Source organism: Bradyrhizobium sp. ORS 111, from assembly GCF_045571485.1.
Lineage (GTDB): Bacteria > Pseudomonadota > Alphaproteobacteria > Rhizobiales > Xanthobacteraceae > Bradyrhizobium.
Map to the genome: position 1 here is coordinate 95,177 of NZ_CP120701.1, position 22,166 is coordinate 117,342.

Consider the following 22,166-nt stretch of genomic DNA (forward strand, 5'->3'; position numbering starts at 1 on the left):
GCATCACATGGTTATATGGCGGGGCCGGGCGACCCCGGCAAGCCGCGCTCGGCGGCCTTGTCGCCGCAAATTATGGCTTATTCAGCGGCCTGGCGGGCGCCGCGGACCCCCTGGGCCAGCGCCGACACGAGGTCGGCCACGGCGGTGACGGTCTTCGGCGTCGCGCGGCCTTCGGCATCGAGGCTGCCGCGCACCGCATCGACGATCGCGGTGCCGACCACGGCGCCATTGGCGCTTTCGGCAATCGCACGCGCCGTCTCCGGGGTGCGGATGCCGAAGCCGACGCAGACCGGCAGCTCGGTGTGCCGCTTGATGCGGGCGACGGCTTCGCCAACTGCCTTCGAATCGGCGGCCGCGCTGCCGGTGATGCCGGTGATCGAGACGTAATAGACAAAGCCCGAGGTGTTGGCGAGCACCGCCGGCAGGCGCTTGTCGTCGGTGGTCGGCGTCGCCAGACGGATGAAGTTCAGCCCGGCCTTCATGGCCGGGATGCAGAGCTCGGTGTCTTCCTCCGGCGGCAGATCGACGATGATCAGGCCATCGACGCCGGCGGCCTTGGCGTCGGCCAGGAAGGCGTCGACGCCGTAGATGTAGATCGGATTGTAGTAGCCCATCAGCACGATCGGCGTGCCGTTGTCGTCCGCGCGGAAGCCGCGGACCATTTCCAGCGTCTTGCGCAGCGTCATGCCGCCCTTCAGCGCGCGCAGGCCGGCCGCCTGGATCGACGGACCGTCAGCCATCGGATCGGTGAATGGCATGCCGATCTCGATGATGTCGGCACCCGCCTTCGGCAGCGCCTTGACGATGTCGAGCGAGGTCTTGGCGTCGGGATCGCCCGCCATCACGAAGGTGACGAAAGCGGAGCGGCCCTGCTTCCTGAGGTCGGCGAACTTGGCGTCGATGCGGGTAGTCATGATGTGGCAGTCGCTGTGCTATACCTCTCCCCTCCGGGGAGAGGTCGGCTGCGCAGCAGCCGGGTGAGGGGGATGGAGCGGTTCAAGGCAAGAGCGCGGAGCCTCCGCGCGTTACAGACCAACGCCGAGGCTATGCTCTGGCAAGCGTTGCGCAACCGAAGGCTGGCGCGATGGAAATTTCGCCGCCAGCACCCGATTGGCCGGTACATCGTCGATTTCGTGACCCTTGATGGCAAACTGATCGTCGAGGTCGATGGCGCGACGCATTCGACATCCACAGAGCTGAAGCGCGACGAAGTCAGAACGGAAATCCTTGAAGCTTGCGGCTTTCTCGTCGTTCGGGTTTCTAACGTCGACGTGTACGAGAATCTGGAAGGCGTGCTCGAAATGATCGAGACCTCGCTTCGATTCGAGTGAAAGGAAAGACCCCTCACCCGGCCGCTGCGCGGCCGACCTCTCCCCGACGGGGAGAGGTAAGGGAAGGGTGCGTGACTGGTCACTTCTTCCTGCCCTTCAAGATGTCGCCGACCTGCGGCACGTCCTTGTCGCCGCGGCCGGAGAGGTTGACCACCATCAGGTGGTCCTTCGGCCGCTGCGGTGCGAGTTCGGACAGCTTCGCGATGGCGTGCGCCGATTCCAGCGCGGGGATGATGCCTTCGAGCCGCGACAGCAACTGGAACGCGGCCAGCGCCTCTTCGTCGGTCGCCGACAGATATTTCACGCGGCCGGTCTCGTGCAGCCAGGAGTGCTCCGGCCCGATGCCGGGATAGTCGAGTCCGGCCGAGATCGAATGCGCTTCCTGGATCTGGCCATCCTCGTCCATCAGGAGATAGGTGCGATTGCCGTGCAGCACGCCGGGACGGCCGCCGGCCAGCGAGGCGGCATGCAATTGCGTCAGCCCGTGGCCGGCCGCCTCGACGCCGAAGATCTCGACCGAGGGATCGTCGAGGAACGGGTGGAAGAGGCCCATGGCATTGGAGCCGCCGCCGATGCAGGCGATCAGCGAATCCGGCAGGCGGCCTTCCGCCTCCTGCATCTGCGTGCGGGTCTCGTGGCCGATGACCGACTGGAAGTCGCGCACCATCATCGGATAGGGATGCGGGCCCGCCACCGTGCCGATGCAATAGAACGTGTTGTGCACGTTGGTCACCCAGTCGCGCAGCGCGTCGTTCATCGCGTCCTTCAGCGTGCGCGCGCCCGATTGCACCGGAACGACCTTGGCGCCCAGCATCTCCATGCGGATCACGTTCGGCTGCTGACGCTCGACGTCGACCGCGCCCATATAGACCACGCATTCGAGCCCGAAGCGCGCGCACAGCGTCGCCGTCGCCACGCCGTGCTGGCCGGCGCCGGTCTCGGCGATAATGCGCTTCTTGCCCATGCGCCGCGCGACCATGATCTGGCCGAGCACATTGTTCACCTTGTGCGAGCCGGTGTGATTGAGCTCCTCGCGCTTCAGATAGATCTTGGCGCCGCCGAAATGATCGGTGAGACGCTCGGCGAAATAGAGCGGCGAGGGCCGGCCGACATAGTCCTTCAGATAGGCGTTCATCTCGGCCTGGAACGACGGATCGGCCTTGGCCTCCGCATAGGCCTTCTCCAGGTCGAGGATCAGCGGCATCAGCGTTTCCGCCACAAAGCGTCCGCCGAAAATGCCGAAATGTCCGCGCTCGTCAGGGCCGGTGCGGAAGGAATTGGGCAGGGTTGGATTCATCGAACCATCAGTTCCTGGGTTGCGCGCGCGGCGCGGATGAAGGCGCGGATCAACTCGGGATCCTTGACGCCGGGCGTGCGCTCGACACCCGACGAGACGTCGACACCACCGGCACGGGTCACGGTGACGGCCTCGGCAACGTTGCCGGCGTGAAGCCCGCCCGAGACCATGTACGGCAGAGCGAGATCGAGATTTTCCAGCACGTGCCAATCGAACGGCGCGCCGAGACCGCCCGGTCGCGTGGCGTCCTTCGGCGCCCGGGCATCGAACAGGATACGCTCGGCGACCGCGGCATAGCCCGGCAGCGGCGCGAGATCAGCCGCGGTCTCGACCGGCAGCGCCTTCATCAGGGGCAGGCCGAACTTCTGCTTGATGTCGCGCAGCCGTGCCGTCGTCTCCTTGCCGTGCAGTTGCAGGATGTCAGGCCGCAGCGTCTCGACGATGTTTTCCAGGGTGGCGTCGTCGGCATCGACGGTCAGCGCGACCTTCACCGCGCGGCCCATGGCCCGGCTGCCGAGGTCGCGCGCGACCTCCAGGCTGATGTGGCGGGGCGACGGCGGAAAGAACACGAACCCGACCATGTCGGCGCCGGCGTCAAGCGCGACGTCGAGCGTCTCGCGCGTGGACAGGCCGCAGATTTTGACAAGCAGGGACATGGTCTCGAAACGGGTCGTCATTCGGAACGGGTTTTCGGGCAGCCGGAACCGGGACGTCCCGTATCCGACGGGGCGGGTTCTACAACGTCGCGCCCTGCTTGTCTCGCCCGGCCGACCCGTAAAAGCCGGTTTGGCCCGGTGCCGGCAGCCGCGGCGCATCGCCCCGGGCGGCGGCGGCCCTGAGATCGGCGAGCTCGGCGCGGGCCCGGCGGGCATCGGCCTCGTGCTGCCGGGCGGCGCGGCGCCAGCGCCCCTGCCGGAACCAGGTCGCGATGCCGCCCGCGAGCACACCCAGAATCGCCGACGCGATGATCACGACGAATAGCGGCAACGTGACTGCGATCGTCGGCGTGACGGAATTGAAGGGATCAAACGACACCGTCACCCAGTGACGGTTGGCGACCGCGAAGATGATGAAGATCAGCCCCAGCGGAATGACGACCAACGCCGTGAAGAACTTTCGCATGACCATCTCTCACAGCGATGGAGAAAGCGCAGGCGCACGGCCCGCGACCCGGCACGCCTGAGCTCGCGCGCTACGCGTCAGCCTTTGGTGCGTCGACCTTCGACGCTTCAGCTTCGACGCCCTCGCGATTGAGACGCTCGCGCATCTCCTTGCCGGTCTTGAAGAACGGCACGCTCTTCTGATCGACCGGCACATGCTCGCCGGTACGCGGATTGCGGCCGGCACGCGCCGGACGGTGCTTGACGGAGAATGCGCCAAAACCACGCAACTCGACACGATCGCCGCGCGCCAGCGCCGCGACGATCTCATCGAGAATCGCATTCACAATGTTCTCGACATCCCGCTGATAGAGGTGCGGGTTGTGCTCGGCGATACGCTGAACAAGTTCGGATTTGATCATCGAAAATGGGATCCGGGATCTCGCGGAAGTCCATTTCCGTGAAAATACCCTGCACTGTCAAGTCGCTAAATCAATTCCCGGCATCGCGAATTAGGGTGACAAATAGCCCAATTGGGCCATTCCGCGATTCCCGCAGAGCGGGAATCGCCTCGATGACACGCCCTGGCGCCGATCAGTTGGTTCCGGCTGGGGTCCACAAGGCCAGCATGCCATCGAGCCCCAAGCGATCGACCGCCTGCACCACGCCGCCCTGCTCGATCCGTCGCGCGATGGCGCCGAGGCCGAGCGCGTCGAGGGTCATGGACGCTGCGGTGCGCAGGAATGTCAGGTCGCCGAAGCGGGGATTGAGCTTGTAGTCGCGCACCGGAAGGCCGCTTTTCACCTTTTTTTCCGCGACGAGCCATGCGACCGCGGTTTTCTCGTCGCCGAGTTGATCGATCAGCTTGAGATCAAGCGCCTGCCTGCCGGTGAAGACGCGTCCATCCGCGACTTTCTGCAGCAGGGCGTCGTCCATGCCGCGCCGCTCCCTCACCAATCCACGGAACCATGCATAGGAATCCTTCACCAGCGAATCGATCGCGTCGCGCGCTTCGGGGCTGGTCGGCTCGAGGCCGTTCGGCGCCGCCTTCAGCGGCGAAGACTTGATCTCCTCGACCTTCACGCCGACGGTTTTGAGAAGTTCTGAAACGTTTGGAAACTGGAAGAGCACACCGATCGAGCCGACCAGCGAGGTCTGCTGGGCGACGATATGATCGGCCGCAAGCGCGGTGATATAGCCGCCCGATGCGGCCAGACCCTCGACGACGACGACGAGCGGCTTCTTCGCCTTTAGTTGCACAAGCGAATCGTAGAGCTGCTCGGAGCCTGCGGTGGTGCCGCCCGGTGAATTGATGTGCACGACGACGGCCGCGTAGCTCGATTTCTCGAGCCGCTCCAGTGCTTCGACGCGCTGCTGGTCGCTGCGGATCAGCCCCTCGATCGTGACGCGCGCGATCGTGCCCGTGCTCTCGAACACACTGCGTTCGCCGGTCGCGAACAGACCGATGCCCACAATGGCCGCGATCGCCACGATGGCGGCGGTGACGCGCCAGAAGGTCAACTTGCGTCTGATACGGCGACGATCGACGATCACGTCTGAATCCAGCGACATCGAAATGCTCCAAGAATGTCCGCGCGTTTCTGCAATCGCAGCGTCACCATAACCTTAGCCAAATACATCAATTGCGACGCAATATGAAGAAAACAAGGCTCGTCGTATTCGCGCTACGTCCTAACCTCCCCTTGAAAAGGGGAGGTCGCTTTGCTCGTGAGAGCAAAGCGGGTGGGGATCGGCTCTCTCGGCATGGAGCATCGCCTGCGGCTTGACCCCATCCCGACCTTCCCCCTCTTAGGGGGAAGGGGAAGACGGACTTGTGGCCACTCAATCAAAAAGGCCCCGGCTTGCGCCGGGGCCTGATTGGTTCGCGAAAAGCCAAGCGAACGCTTACTTGTCGGTGCCGCGGTTCTTGAGTGCGGTGCCGAGGATGTCGCCGAGCGTCGCACCCGAATCGGAGGAGCCGTACTGCGCGATGGCTTCCTTCTCCTCGGCGACTTCCAGCGCCTTGATCGAGACCTGCACCTTGCGGGCCTTCTTGTCGAACTGGATGACGCGGGCATCGACCTTCTCGCCGACGGCGAAGCGTTCGGCGCGCTGGTCGTTGCGGTCGCGGGCCAGCTCGGACCGCTTGATGAAGGTGGTGAACTCGGTGCCCGAGATCCGGACCTCGATGCCGCTCTCCTTCACCTCGAGCACTTCGCAGGTCACGACCGCGCCCTTCTTGACGTCGCCCGGCTCGGCGAAGGGGTCGCCTTCGAGCTGCTTGACGCCGAGCGAGATGCGCTCCTTCTCGACATCGACATCGAGCACCACGGCCTTGACCATGTCGCCCTTCTTGAAGTTGTCGATGACCTGCTCACCCGGAAGCTTCCAGTCGAGATCCGACAGGTGGACCATGCCGTCGACGTCGCCCTCGAGACCGAGGAACAGACCAAACTCGGTCTTGTTCTTGACCTCGCCCTCGACCACCGAACCGACCGGGAACTTCTCGACGAAGACCTCCCAGGGATTGCGCATGGTCTGCTTGAGACCGAGCGAGATGCGGCGCTTGACCGAATCCACTTCCAGGACCTGCACTTCGACTTCCTGCGAGGTCGAGACGATCTTGCCGGGGTGCATGTTCTTCTTGGTCCACGACATCTCCGAGACGTGGATCAGGCCTTCGATGCCCGGCTCGAGCTCGACGAACGCACCGTAGTCGGTGATGTTGGTGACGCGGCCGGTGAAGCGGGCGCCGAGCGGATACTTGGCTTCGATGCCCTGCCACGGATCGTCCAGCAGTTGCTTCATGCCGAGCGAGATGCGGTGCGTCTCGTGGTTGATCTTGATGATCTTGACCTTCACGGTCTGGCCGATCGACAGCACCTCGGTCGGGTGATTGACGCGACGCCAGGCGATATCGGTCACGTGCAGCAGGCCGTCGATGCCGCCGAGATCAACGAACGCACCGTAATCGGTGATGTTCTTGACCACGCCGTCGATCACCTGACCCTCTTCGAGGTTCTGCACCAGCTCCTGGCGCTGCTCGGCGCGGGTCTCTTCGAGAACCGTGCGGCGCGACACCACGATGTTGCCGCGGCGGCGATCCATCTTGAGGATCTGGAACGGCTGCGAGTTGTTCATCAGCGGCGCAACGTCGCGGATCGGACGGATATCGACCTGCGAGCGCGGCAGGAAGGCAACTGCGCCGTCGAGGTCGACGGTGAAGCCGCCCTTGACCTGATTGAAGATGACGCCGTTGACCTTTTCGTTGTTCTGGAACGCCTTCTCGAGCTTGCCCCAGCTCTCTTCGCGGCGCGCCTTGTCGCGCGACAGCACGGCTTCGCCGAGCGCATTCTCGATGCGGTCGAGGAACACCTCGACGGTGTCGCCGACCTTCAGATCGCTTTCACGGCCGGGTCCGGCGAATTCGCGCAGCGCCACGCGGCCTTCGGTCTTCAGGCCGACGTCGATGACGGCCATGTCCTTCTCAATTGCAACCACCTTGCCCTTGATGACCGAGCTTTCCTGCAAATTGCCGCCGGCAAAGGACTCATCAAGCATCGCCGCGAAGTCGTCGCGGGTCGGGTTATAGGAAGACACAGTATTGGAAGCCATTTGTTCTCCAGATGCGGGAAATTGCCGGCCGTTCGGGTTGATGGGCGCACCGTGCGTGGAGTGTCGGGGTTCCGCAAACCCTGACGACCGCTCGTTGCAGGAGGCGCAACAGCGGGCCGGCAGCGGACTGCACGTTCGGTACGTTTGATTGATCCGGGGTCAGAAACGAGAATATCGACTTCGAGACCTGGGAGCGGGCGTTCCTCCAGATGCGGCAAGGGCTCAAACCCAACACCGGCCCGCTTCAGACACAGCCTCGACACCGTCGACGGTGGCCCGGACGGCGCTGATATAGCCCTGCGAGCTGCTTTCGGCAAGCGCGAAATGCCCCGTTTTACGGGACTTTCGGGCCCGAAAGCACTCGCATTGAGCTCCGGTCTTAGCGCCTTGCGCGCGCCTGTTCGACGATGGCGATGGCGGCGCGCACACCCGCCTCGATGTCGAGGTTGGAATTGTCCAGGGTGTGGGCGTCCGGGGCTGCACGCAGCGGCGCAATAGCGCGATTTTTGTCGCGCTCGTCGCGCTTGAGGATGTCGGCCAGCACCGCTTCCTCGTCGGCATCCTCGCCGCGGGCTCGAGCCTCCAGCGTCCGCCGCCGCGCGCGCACCCTGGGGTCGGCGACCACGAAAATCTTCACGTCGGCGTCAGGACAGATCACAGTGCCGATGTCGCGCCCATCGAGCACCGCGCCAGGCGGATCGGCGGCGAACTGGCGCTGGAAGTTGACCAGCACCTCGCGCACCCTGGGAAAGGCGGAAACCACGGACGCGCCTTCCCCGACCTGCTGCGTCTTGAGGATCGGATTGCCGAACTTCTCCGGATCGAGCTCAAGCGCCGCGGCCACCGCGAGCGCCTCATTGTTGAGGTCGGCCCCTGCCGCCATCATCGCATAGGCCACCGCGCGGTAGATCACGCCGGTGTCGAGATGGCGATAGCCATAGTGGTGGGCGAGCCGCTTGCCGAGCGTACCCTTGCCCGAGGCGGCGGGACCGTCGATGGCGATGATCATGCGAAGTCAGCTCCGAGCGAGCGCATCATCGGAATGAAATCCGGAAAACTGGTGGCGATGAAGGTGGTGTCATCGATCTTGACCGGCTTGTCGGAGGCGCAGCCCATCACCAGCGCCGACATCGCGATGCGATGATCCATCTGGGTCGCGACCAGGCCACCGCCAGGAACATGACCGCGGCCCTCGACAATCAGATCGTCGCCGGAAACCTCGACCTTGACGCCGTTGACGCGCAGCATGTCGGCGGTGGCTTCGAGCCGGTCGGATTCCTTGACCCGCAGCTCCTGCAGGCCGCGCATGATGGTGGTGCCCTCGGCAAAGCTCGCCGCGACTGCCAGCACCAGATATTCGTCGATCATCGACGGCGCACGCTCCGGCGGCACCTCGACGCCGCGCAGCTTCGAGGCACGAACGCGCAACTGCGCCATTGGTTCACCGGCGTCGGCGCGGACCCCGCTCTCCTCGATGGAGGCGCCCATCTCGCGCAGCGTGGTGAGGAGGCCGGTGCGCAGCGGATTGGTCATCACGTCCGAGAATACGACGTCTGAACCTTCGACGATCAGCGCCGCCACGATCGGGAATGCTGCCGATGAGGGATCGGCCGGCACTACGACCTCGGCGCCATGCAGCTCGGGCTCGCCGTCGAGCGTGATCCTGCGGCCGTGGCTGCCTTCCTTCTCCGAGGAGATCTCGGCGCCGAAATGCCTGAGCATCAGCTCGGTATGGTCGCGGCTCGCTTCCTGCTCGATCACGGTGGTGACGCCGGGCGCGGACAGCCCTGCCAACAGCACCGCTGACTTGATCTGGGCCGAGGCGACCGGCGTCTTGTAGACGATCGGCACCGGATAGCGTGCCCCATGCAGCGTCAGCGGCAGCCGGCCGCCCTCGCGGACATCGCTGGTCCTGGCGCCCATCAGCTCGAGCGGATCGAGGATGCGGCGCATCGGGCGTGAACGCAGCGAGGCATCGCCATCGAACACCGCCGCGATCGGGCAGCCCGCGACCGCGCCCATCACCAGCCGGCAGCCCGTGCCGGAATTGCCGAAGTCGAGCGCAGCGGCGGGCTGGGCGAAGCCGCCAACCCCGACGCCGGAGACCGACCAGGCAAATGGCCCAGTCCGCTCCACCCTGGCGCCGAGCGCGCGCATGGATTTCGCGGTATTGAGCACGTCCTCGCCTTCCAGCAGACCGGAAATGCGGGTTTCGCCGACCGCGAGCGCCCCCAGGATCAGGGCGCGGTGAGAAATCGATTTGTCGCCGGGAACGCGGACTTTGCCCGCCAAGGGGCCGCTCGCACGGGATTCCAGCGGGGTCGGGGTGTCGGAATGGGCCAAGATGGTGTCCTCTCGCGCCGCGGCAGGTATCACATAGGCAACACCACGTCACGCGCCCGTCAAATGCGCGCAAACCGCTATTGACAGCGGCCCCTCAACTAGCCAAGTGAAGCTCCGTTTTTCAGAGACATTCCCAGGATCACCACGTGGCCAAGTCCGATCTCGGAACCAAGCGCATTTGCCCGACCACGGGCAAGAAGTTCTACGATCTCAACAAGAATCCGGTGATCTCGCCTTACACCGGCGAGGTCGTGCCGATCGCGCCGGTGGCCCCGCCGCGGGGCCGTGGCGCCAATGTAAGCTCGCCCTCGACCGCAGCCGAGATGCCGGAGACGGCCGAGACCGAAGAGTTGGTCTCGCTCGAGGAGGCCGATGCCGAGGAGAACACCGGCAAGGTCAAGGCTCAGGTTCCCGAATCCGAGGACGACATCGAGATCGATGAGAGCATCGAGGACGATGACGACGACGATTCGACCTTCATCGCCGACGAGGAAGAGGGCGATGAGGACGTCACTGACATCATTGGTGACGTCGGAGGTGACGAAGAGACTTGAGATCGTCGCCAATCTGTGGTGAAGGGTGCTGCCTCACGAGTCGCCTAGGACTCGGGGGCCGGGCAGACCGGAAGGTCGTGTCCAAGCTGGAAGACTTAAGGGGCCATAGCTCAGCTGGGAGAGCGCTTGCATGGCATGCAAGAGGTCGGCGGTTCGATCCCGCCTGGCTCCACCACGCTTCGCCCTTCGGGCTACGCGTGGCGCAGCCACGCAAGAGCCCAAAGGGCGAAGCGTGGTGTCCGGCGTAGCCCGCAGGGCGAAGACGGACGGCCTGGAATCCCTGCCCTTAGCGCCCGCCCGTGGATGCCAATGTGGTACGTCTACATCATCCGCAGCATCGATTTCCCTGACCAGGAATACGTTGGTGCCACCGAAGACCTGAAGCGACGACTTCCTGAGCACAACGCCGGCAAGTCGGCGCACACCTCAAAATTCCGGCCCTGGCAGCTCGTCTGGTACTGCGCATTCCCGGACAAGTACAAAGCCCTCGCGTTCGAGAAGTATCTTAAATCGCACTCCGGCCGTGCCTTCACCAAGAAGCGTCTCTAGCCCACCCCCTACTCCCCCAGCACGGCATTCAGCCGGTCGCGCAGCGCGACGATCTCGTCCTTCATCGCCAGCAATTCGCCGACCGAGCAGGCCGATGCCGCGAGGATCGACTGCGGCACGGACTTGGCCTTTTCGCGCAGCGCGTGGCCCTGGGGCGTCAGCGCGATCAGCACCTGACGCTCGTCCTCGGTGCTGCGGGTTCGCTTGATCAGCTCCGCCGCCTCCAGCCGTTTCAGCAGCGGCGTCAGCGTGCCCGAATCGAGAAACAGGCGTTGGCCGATATCCTTGAGCGGGACGCCGTCGCGCTCCCACAGCGTCAGCATGACGAGATATTGCGGATAGGTCAGGCCGAGCTTGTCGAGCAGCGGCTTGTAGACGCGGTTGAAGGCGTGCGCGGTCGAATAGACCGCAAAGCAGATCTGGTTATCGAGCCGCAGCGCCTGATCGGCCGCCGTCTGTTTCCTGACCATGGAAATCCGTCTTGTCACATTTTGGGGTCATTGTGGGCCCGCGGCGCCAGGGATTCAATTGCGAACAATTAAATGTGAGGCCGCATAATTTATATTGCGCGCAATCTAACTTTGCGCGATCTATCTGATCGTCGAATTTCAACAAGGGAGACCATGATGTCTGTGAACGTGCTCTACAAGACCAGCGCCAAGGCAACCGGCGGCCGCGATGGCCATGCGGCGACCCTCGACGGCGCGCTCGACGTCAAGCTCGCGACGCCCAAGGAGCTTGGTGGCGGTGGTGGCGCCGGCAACAACCCCGAGCAACTGTTCGCGGCGGGCTATGCCGCCTGCTTCATCGGCGCGATGAAGTTCGTGGCCTCTCAGGGCGGCCCGAAGGTTCCCGCCGACGCCTCGGTGACCTCGACGGTCGGCATCGGCCCGCGCTCGGAAGGCGGCTTCGGCCTCGCCGTGGAGCTCGCGGTCTCGCTGCCCGGCGTTGCACGCGCGGACGCCGAAGCGCTGGTCGAGAAGGCACATCACGTGTGCCCCTATTCCAACGCGACCCGCGGCAATGTCGACGTCAAGCTGACCGTCGTCTAGTTCGCCTCCGTCCATGGTCCGCCGCCACGCCGGCGGACCATGGATTTCCGGCCAGCCTCAAACAGGCACCGGTTCGCTTGGCGAACGTCGGAGCGCCCGACTGCATGGGCCTGCGCGCGCGAAGGCATTGCTGCCTCGCCCGAACGCCGTTAGCTCTGGGTCCTCACCCACGATCCCACCCGAGCGAAGGTTGCCTCTATGAATACCCCTGCGCCAACCGGCGCGATGACCGGACTGCGCGTGATCGATCTGACGCGCGTGCTCGGCGGCCCCTATTGCACGCAAATTCTTGCCGACCACGGCGCCGACGTGATCAAGGTCGAGCCGCCGGCGGGCGACGAAGTTCGCGACTGGGGCCCTCCCTTCCATGAGGAGGACGCGGCCTATTTCGTCGGCATCAACCGCAACAAGCGCTCGATCGGCCTCGATCTCGCCTCCGAGGGCGGACGCGCGGTGTTGATGAAGATGCTCGAGACCGCCGACGTGCTGATCGAGAACTTCAAGCCGGGCACGCTCAACAAATGGGGCATCGGCAACGACGTGCTGCGGGCGAAATTCCCGCGGCTCGTGCATTGCCGCATCTGCGGCTTCGGCGCCGACGGCCCGCGCGGCGGCAATCCCGGCTACGACGCGATCATCCAGGCGATGACCGGCATGATCGCGGCGACCGGCTCGCCCGAGAGCGGACCGATGCGGATCGGCGTGCCGCTGGTCGACATCACGACCGGGCTCTATGCCGCGATCGGCATCCTGATGGCGCTGTCGGAGCGGCAGCGCTCGGGCCTCGGTCAGTTTCTCGAGACCACGCTGTACGAGACCGGCCTTGCGATCATGCATCCGCACACCGCGAACTACTTCATGCATGGCAAGCCGCCGTCGCTCACCGGCAACGAGCATCCCAACCTCGTTCCTTACGCGATCTTCTCGACCAAGACCGACGACATCTTCATCGGCGTCGGCAATGACGGGACGTTCCGCAAGCTCGCCCGGGAGATCGGCAAGCCCGAGCTCGGCACCGATCCGCGCTTTGCCCGCAACAAGGACCGCATCGCCAATCGCGACGCGCTGCGCGCCGAACTGGCCGCGGTGTTCAGCCAGCACGAGGCCGAGCCGCTGTGCAACCGGCTGCTCGCCGCGGGCCTGCCGGCCGGGCCGGTCCAGAAGATCGACCAGGCGCTGACCAACCCGCACACGATCCACCGCGGCGACATCATCGAGAAGGATTGGTACAAGGGCGTCGCCTCGCCGATCCGGCTCGATCGCACCAAGCCGAACCTGCGGCGCACGCCGCCGAAGTTCAGCCAGCACGCCACAGAAGTGCTGGGCGAGTTCGGCTACTCCAAGGACGAGATCGGCGCCCTGGTCGACAAGGGCGTGGTCTGCGGCCCCGAACGCAAGCGCTGACCAGCGCCGATGATTTGATTTGAATCATCGGTCTGGCCGCGAGGCTTTCCACCTCTCCCCAGCGGGGAGAAGTCGATTTGCGCAGCAAATCGGGTGAGGGGTCCGCTCCCACGGGAGAGCTTAACCCCTCACCCGGCGCTACGCGCCGACCTCTCCCTATGGGAGAGGTTTCCACTGCCATTGCAGCAATCAAATCTCACGGTGCACGAGCAACGCCCCGGCTGCGGTGCAATGTCACGCCTGACGTTGCACCGCACGGGCGCGTCTGTGGTCTTCGTCTTTTTTACCGCTTCCCTTCGCGCTGGCTTCCCCCGTACGATGGCTTTCGTTTATACGGTCATTTGAACGTCATCCGGCGCTGTTAACGCGCGTAACGAAACCTGACGTTCCATCCGGGAGGGATTTTGATGCTTTTTCGACGACTTGGCGCTGCCGCAGCGGTCTCGGCGACGCTTGCGTTCGCGTCACCCGCATTTGCGGTGACCGAGATCCAGTGGTGGCATGCGATGACCGGCGCCAACAACGACGTCATCGTCAAGCTCGCCAACGACTTCAACGCCGCACAAAGCGACTACAAGGTCGTCCCGACCTATAAGGGCGGCTACGCCGACACGATGAACGCCGGCATCGCCGCGTTCCGCGCCGGCAATGCACCGGCCATCCTGCAAGTGTTCGAGGTCGGCACCGCGACGATGATGGCTGCCACCGGCGCCGTGAAGCCCGTCTACAAGCTGATGCAGGATGCCGGCGAGAAGTTCGATCCGAAAGCGTACCTGCCCGCGATCACCGGCTACTACTCGACCTCGAAGGGCGAGATGCTGTCGTTCCCCTTCAACTCGTCGTCGACGGTGATGTGGGTCAATCTCGACGCGCTGAAGAAGGCCAACATCTCCGAGATTCCGAAGACCTGGCCGCAAGTGTTCGAGGACGCCAAGAAGCTCAAGGCGGCCGGCTACTCCACCTGCGGCTTCTCCAACTCCTGGGTCACCTGGGTCAATCTCGAGCAGCTCTCGGCCTGGCACAACGTGCCGCTCGCGAGCAAGGCCAACGGCCTCGACGGCTTCGACACGGTGCTCGAGTTCAACGGCCCGCTGCAAGTCAAGCATCTCGAAAATCTGGTCGAGCTGCAGAAGGACAAGACCTACGACTATGCCGGCCGCACCAACACCGGTGAGGGCCGCTTCACCTCGGGCGAATGCCCGATCTATCTGACCTCGTCGGCATTCTTCGGCAACGTCAAGGCGCAGGCCAAGTTCAACTTCACCGCCGCGCCGATGCCCTATTATCCCGACGTCAAGGGCGCGCCGCAGAACTCGATCATCGGCGGCGCCTCGCTCTGGGTGATGGGCGGCAAGTCCGCCGACGAATACAAGGGCGTGGCCAAGTTCCTGACCTTCCTGTCGGACACCGACCGCCAGGTCTGGATCCACAAGGCTTCCGGCTATCTGCCGATCACCAAGGCAGCCTATGAGAAGGCGAAGGCCGAGGGCTTCTACAAGGACCAGCCCTATCTCGAGACGCCGCTGCTCGAGCTGACCAACAAGGAGCCGACCGAGAATTCGCGCGGCCTGCGCCTCGGCAACATGGTGCAGCTCCGCGACGTCTGGGCGGAAGAGATCGAACAGGCGCTGGCCGGCAAGAAGACCGCCAAGCAGGCGCTCGATGCCGCCGTCGAACGCGGCAACCAGATGCTGCGGCAGTTTGAAAAGACCGCCGTCCGCTGAGATGATGCGCTAGACTAACGCCCCGGCAGGCCGCATCCCGCGGCCTGCCATTTTTCCAGACCTCATGCAAAAGCAGTCGATTTTCCAATCAAAGCTGTTGCCTTACGCGCTGGTTGCCCCGCAGCTCGCGATCGTCCTGATCTTTTTCTACTGGCCGGCCGCGCAGGCGGTGATCCAGTCGTTCCTGCTGCAGGATGCGTTCGGCCTCTCCACCACCTTCGTCTGGTTCGAGAACTATCTCGATCTGCTCAAGGAGCCGGCCTATTTCGAGGCGATCGTGCGGACCTTCGCGTTCTCCTTCGCGATTGCGGTCTCCTCGCTGTCCTTCGCGCTCTTGCTGGCCGTGATGGCCGACAAACCGCTGCGCGGCTCCACGCTGTACCGCACGCTCTTGATCTGGCCCTATGCGGTGGCCCCGCCGGTCGTCGGCGTGCTCTGGATCTTCATGCTGCATCCGTCGCTCGGCGTGCTCTCGCGCCATCTGCGCGCGCTCGGCGTCGACTGGAATCCGCTGCTCAACGGCGACCAGGCCGCGCTCCTGATTATCCTTGCCGCCGCCTGGAAGCAGATCTCCTACAACTTCCTGTTCTTCCTCGCCGGCCTGCAGAGCATTCCGAAGAGCGTGCATGAGGCGGCCGCGATCGACGGTGCCCGGCCGATGCGGCGGTTCTGGACCGTGACCTTCCCGCTGCTGTCGCCGACCATCTTCTTCCTGCTGGTCGTCAACATCGTCTACGCCTTCTTCGACACCTTCGGCATCATCGACACGATGACCCGCGGCGGTCCCGGCAAGGCGACGGAAACACTGGTGTACAAGGTCTATACCGACGGTCTGCTCGGCGGCAATCTCGGCTCCTCGGCCGCGCAGTCGGTGATCCTGATGGCCATCGTCATCATGCTGACGGCGATCCAATTCCGCTTCGTCGAACGCAAGGTGACCTACTGATGGTCGAGCAAGAGGGCATCCGGCGCTACGTCGCCCACGTCATCCTGTGGATCGGGATCGCGATCGTCGCGTTCCCGGTCTATCTCGCCATCGTCGCCTCGACGCAGGACAACGCTGTCATCGCCAACGGGCAGATGTCGCTGTTGCCCGGCGGCCATTTCTTCGAGACCTACTATCAGACGATCTTCGTCGGCTCGAGCGGCTCGACCCGCGAGCCGGTCGGCAGCATGATGCTGAACTCGCTGATCATGGCGCTGATGATCGCGATCGGCAAAATCGCGATCTCGATCATCTCGGCCTACGCAATCGTCTATTTCCGCTTTCCATTCCGGATGGCGATCTTCTGGATCATCTTCATCACCCTGATGCTGCCGGTCGAGGTGCGCATCTATCCAACCTACAAGATCGTCGCCGACCTGCATCTGCTCGACAGCTATGCCGGCCTGTCGCTGCCGCTGATTGCCTCCGCCACCGCGACGCTGCTGTTCCGGCAATTCTTCATGACCGTGCCGGATGAATTGCTGGAGGCCTCGCGGATCGACGGCGCGGGGCCGTTCCGCTTCTTCTGGGATACGCTATTGCCGCTGTCGCGCACCAACATGGCGGCGCTGTTCGTGATCCTGTTCATCCTCGGCTGGAACCAGTATCTGTGGCCGCTGCTGATCACGACGCGCGACGACATGCAGACCATCCAGATCGGCATCCGCAAGATGATCACCACGACCGATGCGCTGACCGAATGGCCGGTGGTGATGGCGACCGCGGTGCTCGCGATGCTGCCGCCGGTGTTCGTCGTCGTTGTGATGCAGAAACTGTTCGTGCGCGGATTGGTGGAGACGGAAAAGTGAAGGGGCGAATGGCGAATAGCAAATGGCGAGTAGCGCGCGGACCCAACGGCTCGAGGATGTCCCACCATTCTCCAGTTCGCTATTCCCTATTCGGCACTTGCCCGAGCGGAGCTCGCAATGGCTAACGTCACGCTGCGCGGCGTCCGCAAGACCTATCCCGGCGGCTTCGAGGCCATCAAGGGCGTCGACGTCGATGTCGGCGACGGGCAGTTCTGCGTGCTGGTCGGCCCCTCCGGCTGCGGCAAGTCCACGCTTCTGCGCATGGTCGCGGGGCTCGAGACCGTCACCGGCGGTGAGATCGACATCGGCGGCCGCGTCGTCAACCAGGTCGAGCCCGCCGACCGCGACATCGCGATGGTGTTCCAGAACTACGCGCTCTATCCGCATATGAGCGTCTACAACAACATGGCTTACGGCCTGCGCAACCGCGGCATGGCGGAGGCCGAGATCAAGACCCGCGTCGAGGAGGCCGCGCGCATCCTCGAGCTTGCGCCGATGCTGCAGCGCAAGCCGCGACAGCTCTCCGGCGGCCAGCGTCAGCGCGTCGCGATGGGCCGCGCGATCGTCCGTCAGCCCAAGGTGTTCCTGTTTGACGAGCCGCTGTCGAACCTCGACGCCAAGCTGCGCATCGCGATGCGCGTCGAGATCCGCAAGCTGCAACGTCGCCTCAACACCACGTCGATCTACGTCACCCACGACCAGCTCGAGGCGATGACGCTCGCCGACATTCTTGTGGTCATGAACGCAGGCCAGGTCGAGCAGATCGGCAATCCGTTGGAGATCTACCAAAAGCCTGCCACCACCTTCGTCGCCTCCTTCATCGGCGCGCCGCCGATGAATTTGATGCCGCTGCGGTCGGACGAGCTGAAATCGCAGATTGCTGGTGTCGATGGTGCCGGCATCGTCGGAATCCGGCCCGAGGATTTCGTGATCTCCAGCGAGACCGCCCCCGGCGGCGTCGCGCTCGGGCTGACGGTCGAGGCGATCGAGCACGTCGGCGCCGAGACCTTTGTCTATGGCAGGCGCCGGCACGAGGAACAGGGCATCGCCGCCAACCCGGGCGACCTGCCGCCCGGCGAGGTCATCGTCCGGGTTCCCGGCGCCACCGGGCCGGCGATCGGTGAGCGGATCCGCGCAGTCGCGGCCCGCGATAAGCTGCATCTTTTTACCGCCGATGGCCGCAAGCGCGTCGGCCAGTGACCGCCAGTAAGGGAACAACGACCAGCCTGCAAGCCATTTACGCTGGTTTCAGAGGCGCTTGAACGCTATCCAAATCACCCCCATATTGCTTGCTGATCGGCGGGCAAGAGGCCCGTCGATTGCATGGGGTGCCGCAAGGGCCCCTCAAAGTCGCTTCGAGAGGACTTTGTAATGTCTCGTGTTCCATCGTTGTCCAGTCCGTTCCTTCTGGGATTCGACGAAATCGAGCGTGCGCTCGATCGCGTCGTGAAGGGTGCCGACGGCTATCCTCCCTACAATATCGAGCGGTTCGACCGTACCAACGGCCAACCGGAGCGCCTGCGCATCACGCTGGCGGTGGCGGGTTTCACCCGCGACCAACTCGATGTGACCATTGAGGAAAACCAGCTCGTCATCCGCGGCCGCCAGCAGGACGACAAGGCTCGGCAATACATCCATCGCGGCATTGCCGCGCGCCACTTCCAGCGCACCTTCGTGCTGGCAGAGGGGATGCAGGTGTTGGGCGCGGATCTGAAGAACGGGCTGTTGTCGATTGATCTGGCCAGGCCGGAACCTGAACGGGTCATTAAGACAATCGCTATCAATGAACACGAATAATAGAAACCTGGAGCGGACTCGACCGCTTGTACCACTGAGGAGTCGAGACCATGAGTGAACTGAGTACCACATTCGAAACCGAGAGCGTCACGCCGGAAGCGCTGGCCCATCTGGGCGAGGGTCACATCGCCTATGTGAAGCAGGTCCGTTCCGAGGATGTGCCGGATCTCTTTCCGCAAGCGCCGAGCCTTGCGCCGGGTCTGAAACTGTTTGCACTCCACGCCGCCGACGGCACGCCGATCATGCTGACCGACAGCCGCGAAGCCGCGATCGCCAACGCCTGGAGCAATGAATTGCAGGCCGTGAGCGTCCACTAAGCAAGGCTGACTTCAGCATCCGCGAGTTCAAATGCGCGGGCATGCCTCGACAGAGATCGAGGCAGCCCGCGCATTTTCTTTCAGGACGATGATGTCGCAAGCAGCGGTGCCATGCACTGCTGCACCTCGCCGGGAACGTTATAGTCGCGCATCAGCATGCGGCTGTTGCGCAGACCGCACGCTTCACGCTGGACCACCAACATCCAGAGCGCGTGGCCGGCTTCCCGCACCAGGATGCGCCGGGCCTGCCGCGTTACTTCGGAGCGCGGATGAGCGGCATCGAACGCCCGCAGCTTGGCGAGAGCGTCTTCCAGCGCACGTCCCATTCGCCCAAGCGCAGTCGCCTTCTCTTCGGCGAGCTCGTAGGCGAGAACGTCGACGGGAACACGATCAAGGCGAAAATCACGGGACATCCGATATCCCCTGGGTCGCTGCGCAACGATACAGGGGCCGTCTTCCGGCGTCACCGGCCGGTTGTCAATACACGTTCAGGCCAGCCGCGCGCGGATCTCCGGCTTCAGCACCTTGCCGACCTTGGAACGCGGAAGATCGTCCCAGACCTCGATCTGCTTCGGCGTCTTGACGCTGCCGATCTGCTGCTTGACGAAGATAGCCAGCTCGGCCGCATCGATGGCGTGACCGGCGCGCGGCTGCACCACGGCGACGATGCGTTCGCCCCATTTGTCATCGGGCAGACCGATCACCGCGCAATCCTGCACCGCCTCGTGCGCGCGCAACGCGTTCTCGACCTCGATCGAGTAGACGTTGAAGCCGCCGGTGATGATCATGTCCTTGGCGCGGTCGACGATATAGAGATAGCCGTCGTCGTCGAGGTAGCCGATGTCGCCGGTATGGTGCCAGCCATGCGCCGAGACCTCGGCTGTGGCTTCGGGATTCCTGTAATAGCCCTCCATGACCAGCGAGCCGCGCACCACGATTTCGCCGCGCGATCCCGCCGGCAACAGATTGCCATCACCGTCCATGATGCCGGCCTGGACCAGCGGACTGATCCGCCCGGCCGACGACAGGCGCTGCATCGCGATCGTGCCGTCGGCATTGTAGTGCTCGTCGGGCGCCATCATCGAGATCATCATCGGCGCTTCGGTCTGGCCGAACAGTTGCGCCATCGGCCCGATCCGCTGCAAGGCTTCCGCGAGCCGCGCAGCCGAGATCGGTGCCGCGCCATACCAGAAGCATTGCAGCGAGCCGAGCTTGGCACGATCGAGAGCAGGATGGTCGAGCAGCATGTAGATCACGGTCGGCGGCAGGAAGGTGTGCGTGATACGATAGCGCTCGATCAGCGCCAGGAACTCGCCGATATCGGGGTGGTGCATGATCACGATACGGCCGCCGAGCGTCATGATCGGAAAGCAGAGCACACCGGCGGCATGGGTCAGCGGTGCCAACGCGAGATAGATCGGGCGTCCCTTGAACGGATAGCCCATCAGCGTCAGCGCGGTCATCGCCTCGATGTTGCGTCCCGAGAGCATCACGCCCTTGGGCTTGCCGGTGGTGCCGCCGGTGCCCGGAATCATCGCGAGATCATCGACCGTCTCGCGTTGATAGAAATCGTCGGTCAGCCCGGCGAGCCAGCGCGCGAACGACGGCGCGAAGGGCAATTCGGTGTCAAGACAGATCAGCACGCGCAGCTTCGGCAGATCGTGGCGCACAGCTTCGACCATCGAGGCGAAGCTCGAATGAAACAGCAGCAGGCTGCAATCGAACTGGTCCAGGATGAACTTGTTCTCGGCAGCCTCATTGCGCGGATTGATCGGGCACCACACGCCAGCAGCGCGCGAGATGCCGAACACGCAGGCGAAGGCGATCGGGTCATTGCCGGAGAGGATCGCGACCTTCTCGCCGGGCGCAACGCCCGACCGGTCAAGTCCGCGCGCGATGCGGTAGCTGAGCCGCTGCACCTCGCGGTAGCTGAGGTCGCGTCCATCCATGGTGAGGCACGGCGCGTCGGCGCCAAGTGAAGCGCCCTTGTCGAGATAGTCGATGAAGCGCATGGCACCTCCTGGGCATCTTGAGGTTGGTTGGACACGAGCCGCAGTGGCGGATCACCTCTCCCTTCGGAGAGGTGATCCGAGCAAACCACGCTGAAGCGATACGCGCGACCCGCGGCTCCTTTGCCGGGTCAGTCCTGCACGGTCAGGACCGGCTTGCTGACGAGCCCGAAGCTGCGCAACTGCCCGAGCAGCTCGCGATGGCCGAAGGCCTGGCATCCGGAGGCGAAGCCGGTGCGTTTCGGCGGCTGTTGCAGCAGCGCGAACGCCGCATAGGCCTGCAGCATGCCGGTTTGCTTGTAGTTGCAGTTGCCGTGGATCACGCAATGCGCGCGGCCGAGCGGCCCGGAGGCATGGACCGAGTCGATGGAGGTGTTGACGCGCGGATTTTCCCGCGGCGGCATCGAGGCCTGCAAGGTGGCGGCGATGTCGGCCAGCGCCTTCTCCTGCTCCGCCGGCGGCAGCGGCTTGATCTTTTCCTTCACCATCTGCGTGGTCTGCACCACGCCTTCCATCACGGGGCGGGCGAGCACCCCGCCGAGCACGCGGCAATTGCTGACGCGCGGATCGTTCTTGAACCAGACCGGATGCGCGGTGCCGCCCCAAGGCACCGCGATTGCGGTCTCATGTTGACCCGGCACGACGACGTCGGCACGCGCGGTGACGTCCCATTCGACGAACTTGTTCTGCTCGAGGTAGTACCAGTTCGCCTTGAGGATGGTGAAGATCGTCTGCGTCGAGGCGTAGGTCGGAAAGCCCTTCCAGAACACCAGGATGTCGAGTGTATCGAGGCCGGGCGTCTCCAGGCAGAGGTTGGCGGCGATTTCACCGGTCGTGTACATCTGTGCCAGATTCGGCGACAGCAGCAGGCCCTTCTCGGCGAACGCCTTGCCCCATTTCTCCTGCGCGAGCAGCACCCAATCCTGTTCGCCGGTCGTGTCGGTGTAGTGGCATCCGGCTTGCAGCGCGGCCTCGACGACCTCCGATCCGTGCTTGATGAAGGGGCCGACCATGTTGCTGACCACCCGCGAGCCGCGGAACAGTTTCGTCAGCGCCTCGACATTGTGCTCGACGCCGACCACCTCGTAGTCGGCGGTCTCGATGCCTGGAATCTTCTCCACCACCGCCTTCACCTTTGCGGCGTCGCGGCCGGCGGCGATGAAGGGGACGTTGTACTCGCGCAGATATTCGCAGACCAGACGGCCGGTGTAGCCGGACACACCGTAGACGACGACAGGCTTCTTTTCGCTCATGGCGATCCTCCGAAATGATTGCTGTTG

The 22,166-nt window shown here is 64.1% G+C and carries 24 protein-coding genes and 1 tRNA gene; 12 read left to right on the forward strand and 13 right to left on the reverse strand.

Annotated elements, in window-relative coordinates:
- Positions 1 to 77: 77 nt before the first annotated feature.
- Positions 78 to 914 carry a tryptophan synthase subunit alpha gene (gene trpA / locus P6U30_RS00395; RefSeq protein ID WP_407167627.1) on the reverse strand — a complete coding sequence of 279 codons (837 nt, stop codon included), beginning with the start codon at positions 912 to 914 and terminating at the stop codon, positions 78 to 80.
- Positions 915 to 986: 72 nt separating this feature from the next.
- On the opposite strand from trpA, the gene P6U30_RS00400 reads away from it, so the two are divergent.
- Complete coding sequence (locus tag P6U30_RS00400) at positions 987 to 1,331, forward strand: endonuclease domain-containing protein (protein WP_407167628.1); 345 nt, start codon at positions 987 to 989, stop codon at positions 1,329 to 1,331.
- Positions 1,332 to 1,410: 79 nt separating this feature from the next.
- Here P6U30_RS00400 and trpB read toward each other — a convergent pair whose 3' ends face one another.
- The 8 genes from trpB to aroA form a co-directional block, all read right to left on the reverse strand.
- On the reverse strand, positions 1,411 to 2,628 hold the full coding sequence (gene trpB, locus P6U30_RS00405; RefSeq protein ID WP_407149479.1) for a tryptophan synthase subunit beta: 1,218 nt from the start codon (positions 2,626 to 2,628) through the stop codon (positions 1,411 to 1,413).
- Positions 2,625 to 3,284, reverse strand: coding sequence for a phosphoribosylanthranilate isomerase (locus P6U30_RS00410; RefSeq protein WP_407167629.1), 660 nt, complete (start codon positions 3,282 to 3,284; stop codon positions 2,625 to 2,627). The genes trpB and P6U30_RS00410 overlap by 4 nt, the downstream gene beginning before the upstream one ends.
- Positions 3,285 to 3,363: 79 nt before the next feature.
- The gene (locus P6U30_RS00415; protein WP_407167630.1) at positions 3,364 to 3,750 is read right to left on the reverse strand and encodes a lipopolysaccharide assembly protein LapA domain-containing protein; all 387 of its coding nucleotides are present in this window, start codon (positions 3,748 to 3,750) and stop codon (positions 3,364 to 3,366) included.
- Between the two features lie 70 nt (positions 3,751 to 3,820).
- Positions 3,821 to 4,150 carry an integration host factor subunit beta gene (locus P6U30_RS00420; RefSeq protein ID WP_407149482.1) on the reverse strand — a complete coding sequence of 110 codons (330 nt, stop codon included), beginning with the start codon at positions 4,148 to 4,150 and terminating at the stop codon, positions 3,821 to 3,823.
- A 172-nt stretch (positions 4,151 to 4,322) separates the two neighbouring features.
- Complete coding sequence (gene sppA, locus P6U30_RS00425) at positions 4,323 to 5,300, reverse strand: signal peptide peptidase SppA (protein ID WP_407167631.1); 978 nt, start codon at positions 5,298 to 5,300, stop codon at positions 4,323 to 4,325.
- Positions 5,301 to 5,633: 333 nt separating this feature from the next.
- Complete coding sequence (rpsA, locus tag P6U30_RS00430) at positions 5,634 to 7,343, reverse strand: 30S ribosomal protein S1 (RefSeq protein ID WP_407149484.1); 1,710 nt, start codon at positions 7,341 to 7,343, stop codon at positions 5,634 to 5,636.
- Positions 7,344 to 7,722: 379 nt separating this feature from the next.
- A complete protein-coding gene (cmk, locus tag P6U30_RS00435) occupies positions 7,723 to 8,352 on the reverse strand; it encodes a (d)CMP kinase (protein ID WP_407167632.1) in 630 nt (209 codons plus the stop codon).
- Complete coding sequence (gene aroA, locus P6U30_RS00440) at positions 8,349 to 9,686, reverse strand: 3-phosphoshikimate 1-carboxyvinyltransferase (protein ID WP_407167633.1); 1,338 nt, start codon at positions 9,684 to 9,686, stop codon at positions 8,349 to 8,351. The genes cmk and aroA overlap by 4 nt, the downstream gene beginning before the upstream one ends.
- A gap of 146 nt (positions 9,687 to 9,832) precedes the next feature.
- Between aroA and P6U30_RS00445 the strand changes: the two genes are divergently transcribed.
- From P6U30_RS00445 to P6U30_RS00455, 3 genes are all read left to right on the forward strand, one after another.
- Entirely contained in the window at positions 9,833 to 10,240 is a 408-nt protein-coding gene (locus P6U30_RS00445) for a TIGR02300 family protein (RefSeq protein ID WP_407167634.1), read from the forward strand.
- Positions 10,241 to 10,339: 99 nt separating this feature from the next.
- A tRNA-Ala gene (locus P6U30_RS00450) sits at positions 10,340 to 10,415 on the forward strand.
- A gap of 134 nt (positions 10,416 to 10,549) precedes the next feature.
- Positions 10,550 to 10,789 (forward strand): GIY-YIG nuclease family protein, encoded by a 240-nt coding sequence (locus P6U30_RS00455; RefSeq protein ID WP_407167635.1) that lies wholly within the window; start codon positions 10,550 to 10,552, stop codon positions 10,787 to 10,789.
- An 8-nt stretch (positions 10,790 to 10,797) separates the two neighbouring features.
- On the opposite strand, the gene P6U30_RS00460 is transcribed toward P6U30_RS00455, so the two are convergent.
- Complete coding sequence (locus tag P6U30_RS00460; RefSeq protein WP_407167636.1) at positions 10,798 to 11,259, reverse strand: MarR family winged helix-turn-helix transcriptional regulator; 462 nt, start codon at positions 11,257 to 11,259, stop codon at positions 10,798 to 10,800.
- A 156-nt stretch (positions 11,260 to 11,415) separates the two neighbouring features.
- Between P6U30_RS00460 and P6U30_RS00465 the strand changes: the two genes are divergently transcribed.
- From P6U30_RS00465 to P6U30_RS00500, 8 genes are all read left to right on the forward strand, one after another.
- Positions 11,416 to 11,841 (forward strand): organic hydroperoxide resistance protein, encoded by a 426-nt coding sequence (locus tag P6U30_RS00465; protein WP_407167637.1) that lies wholly within the window; start codon positions 11,416 to 11,418, stop codon positions 11,839 to 11,841.
- Positions 11,842 to 12,039: 198 nt separating this feature from the next.
- Positions 12,040 to 13,245, forward strand: coding sequence for a CaiB/BaiF CoA transferase family protein (locus P6U30_RS00470; RefSeq protein WP_407167638.1), 1,206 nt, complete (start codon positions 12,040 to 12,042; stop codon positions 13,243 to 13,245).
- 407 nt (positions 13,246 to 13,652) lie between these two features.
- Positions 13,653 to 14,969, forward strand: a complete 1,317-nt coding sequence (gene ugpB / locus P6U30_RS00475) for a sn-glycerol-3-phosphate ABC transporter substrate-binding protein UgpB (RefSeq protein ID WP_407167639.1) — start codon at positions 13,653 to 13,655, stop codon at positions 14,967 to 14,969.
- A gap of 64 nt (positions 14,970 to 15,033) precedes the next feature.
- Positions 15,034 to 15,915 (forward strand): sn-glycerol-3-phosphate ABC transporter permease UgpA, encoded by an 882-nt coding sequence (gene ugpA, locus P6U30_RS00480; RefSeq protein ID WP_407167640.1) that lies wholly within the window; start codon positions 15,034 to 15,036, stop codon positions 15,913 to 15,915.
- Positions 15,915 to 16,763 (forward strand): sn-glycerol-3-phosphate ABC transporter permease UgpE, encoded by an 849-nt coding sequence (gene ugpE / locus P6U30_RS00485; protein WP_407149494.1) that lies wholly within the window; start codon positions 15,915 to 15,917, stop codon positions 16,761 to 16,763. Before ugpA ends, ugpE begins: the two co-directional genes overlap by 1 nt.
- Positions 16,764 to 16,880: 117 nt before the next feature.
- Positions 16,881 to 17,963 (forward strand): sn-glycerol-3-phosphate import ATP-binding protein UgpC, encoded by a 1,083-nt coding sequence (locus tag P6U30_RS00490; protein WP_407167641.1) that lies wholly within the window; start codon positions 16,881 to 16,883, stop codon positions 17,961 to 17,963.
- Positions 17,964 to 18,134: 171 nt separating this feature from the next.
- The gene (locus P6U30_RS00495) at positions 18,135 to 18,560 is read left to right on the forward strand and encodes an Hsp20 family protein (RefSeq protein WP_280978327.1); all 426 of its coding nucleotides are present in this window, start codon (positions 18,135 to 18,137) and stop codon (positions 18,558 to 18,560) included.
- A gap of 50 nt (positions 18,561 to 18,610) precedes the next feature.
- Positions 18,611 to 18,877 (forward strand): DUF1150 domain-containing protein, encoded by a 267-nt coding sequence (locus P6U30_RS00500; protein ID WP_280974701.1) that lies wholly within the window; start codon positions 18,611 to 18,613, stop codon positions 18,875 to 18,877.
- Positions 18,878 to 18,957: 80 nt separating this feature from the next.
- On the opposite strand, the gene P6U30_RS00505 is transcribed toward P6U30_RS00500, so the two are convergent.
- The 3 genes from P6U30_RS00505 to P6U30_RS00515 all read right to left on the reverse strand — a co-directional run bounded on the left by P6U30_RS00505 (position 18,958) and on the right by P6U30_RS00515 (position 22,139).
- Positions 18,958 to 19,290: a hypothetical protein gene (locus tag P6U30_RS00505; protein ID WP_407167642.1), complete on the reverse strand. Its 333-nt coding sequence runs from the start codon at positions 19,288 to 19,290 to the stop codon at positions 18,958 to 18,960.
- Positions 19,291 to 19,365: 75 nt separating this feature from the next.
- A complete protein-coding gene (locus P6U30_RS00510; protein ID WP_407167643.1) occupies positions 19,366 to 20,889 on the reverse strand; it encodes an AMP-binding protein in 1,524 nt (507 codons plus the stop codon).
- A gap of 128 nt (positions 20,890 to 21,017) precedes the next feature.
- Positions 21,018 to 22,139, reverse strand: a complete 1,122-nt coding sequence (locus P6U30_RS00515) for a DUF5938 domain-containing protein (protein ID WP_407167644.1) — start codon at positions 22,137 to 22,139, stop codon at positions 21,018 to 21,020.
- Between the last annotated feature and the right edge of the window lie 27 nt (positions 22,140 to 22,166).

Excerpts from the sequence above, each read along its gene's own strand:
- trpA (WP_407167627.1), bottom strand. The coding sequence starts at position 914 with ATGACTACCCGCATCGACGCCAAGTTCGCCGACCTCAGGAAGCAGGGC.
- P6U30_RS00400 (WP_407167628.1), top strand. The coding sequence starts at position 987 with ATGGAGCGGTTCAAGGCAAGAGCGCGGAGCCTCCGCGCGTTACAGACC.
- trpB (WP_407149479.1), bottom strand. The coding sequence starts at position 2,628 with ATGAATCCAACCCTGCCCAATTCCTTCCGCACCGGCCCTGACGAGCGC.
- P6U30_RS00410 (WP_407167629.1), bottom strand. The coding sequence starts at position 3,284 with ATGTCCCTGCTTGTCAAAATCTGCGGCCTGTCCACGCGCGAGACGCTC.
- P6U30_RS00415 (WP_407167630.1), bottom strand. The coding sequence starts at position 3,750 with ATGCGAAAGTTCTTCACGGCGTTGGTCGTCATTCCGCTGGGGCTGATC.
- P6U30_RS00420 (WP_407149482.1), bottom strand. The coding sequence starts at position 4,150 with ATGATCAAATCCGAACTTGTTCAGCGTATCGCCGAGCACAACCCGCAC.
- sppA (WP_407167631.1), bottom strand. The coding sequence starts at position 5,300 with ATGTCGCTGGATTCAGACGTGATCGTCGATCGTCGCCGTATCAGACGC.
- rpsA (WP_407149484.1), bottom strand. The coding sequence starts at position 7,343 with ATGGCTTCCAATACTGTGTCTTCCTATAACCCGACCCGCGACGACTTC.
- cmk (WP_407167632.1), bottom strand. The coding sequence starts at position 8,352 with ATGATCATCGCCATCGACGGTCCCGCCGCCTCGGGCAAGGGTACGCTC.
- P6U30_RS00455 (WP_407167635.1), top strand. The coding sequence starts at position 10,550 with ATGTGGTACGTCTACATCATCCGCAGCATCGATTTCCCTGACCAGGAA.
- P6U30_RS00460 (WP_407167636.1), bottom strand. The coding sequence starts at position 11,259 with ATGGTCAGGAAACAGACGGCGGCCGATCAGGCGCTGCGGCTCGATAAC.
- P6U30_RS00465 (WP_407167637.1), top strand. The coding sequence starts at position 11,416 with ATGTCTGTGAACGTGCTCTACAAGACCAGCGCCAAGGCAACCGGCGGC.
- P6U30_RS00470 (WP_407167638.1), top strand. The coding sequence starts at position 12,040 with ATGAATACCCCTGCGCCAACCGGCGCGATGACCGGACTGCGCGTGATC.
- ugpB (WP_407167639.1), top strand. The coding sequence starts at position 13,653 with ATGCTTTTTCGACGACTTGGCGCTGCCGCAGCGGTCTCGGCGACGCTT.
- ugpA (WP_407167640.1), top strand. The coding sequence starts at position 15,034 with ATGCAAAAGCAGTCGATTTTCCAATCAAAGCTGTTGCCTTACGCGCTG.
- ugpE (WP_407149494.1), top strand. The coding sequence starts at position 15,915 with ATGGTCGAGCAAGAGGGCATCCGGCGCTACGTCGCCCACGTCATCCTG.
- P6U30_RS00490 (WP_407167641.1), top strand. The coding sequence starts at position 16,881 with ATGGCTAACGTCACGCTGCGCGGCGTCCGCAAGACCTATCCCGGCGGC.
- P6U30_RS00495 (WP_280978327.1), top strand. The coding sequence starts at position 18,135 with ATGTCTCGTGTTCCATCGTTGTCCAGTCCGTTCCTTCTGGGATTCGAC.
- P6U30_RS00500 (WP_280974701.1), top strand. The coding sequence starts at position 18,611 with ATGAGTGAACTGAGTACCACATTCGAAACCGAGAGCGTCACGCCGGAA.
- P6U30_RS00505 (WP_407167642.1), bottom strand. The coding sequence starts at position 19,290 with ATGTCCCGTGATTTTCGCCTTGATCGTGTTCCCGTCGACGTTCTCGCC.
- P6U30_RS00510 (WP_407167643.1), bottom strand. The coding sequence starts at position 20,889 with ATGCGCTTCATCGACTATCTCGACAAGGGCGCTTCACTTGGCGCCGAC.
- P6U30_RS00515 (WP_407167644.1), bottom strand. The coding sequence starts at position 22,139 with ATGAGCGAAAAGAAGCCTGTCGTCGTCTACGGTGTGTCCGGCTACACC.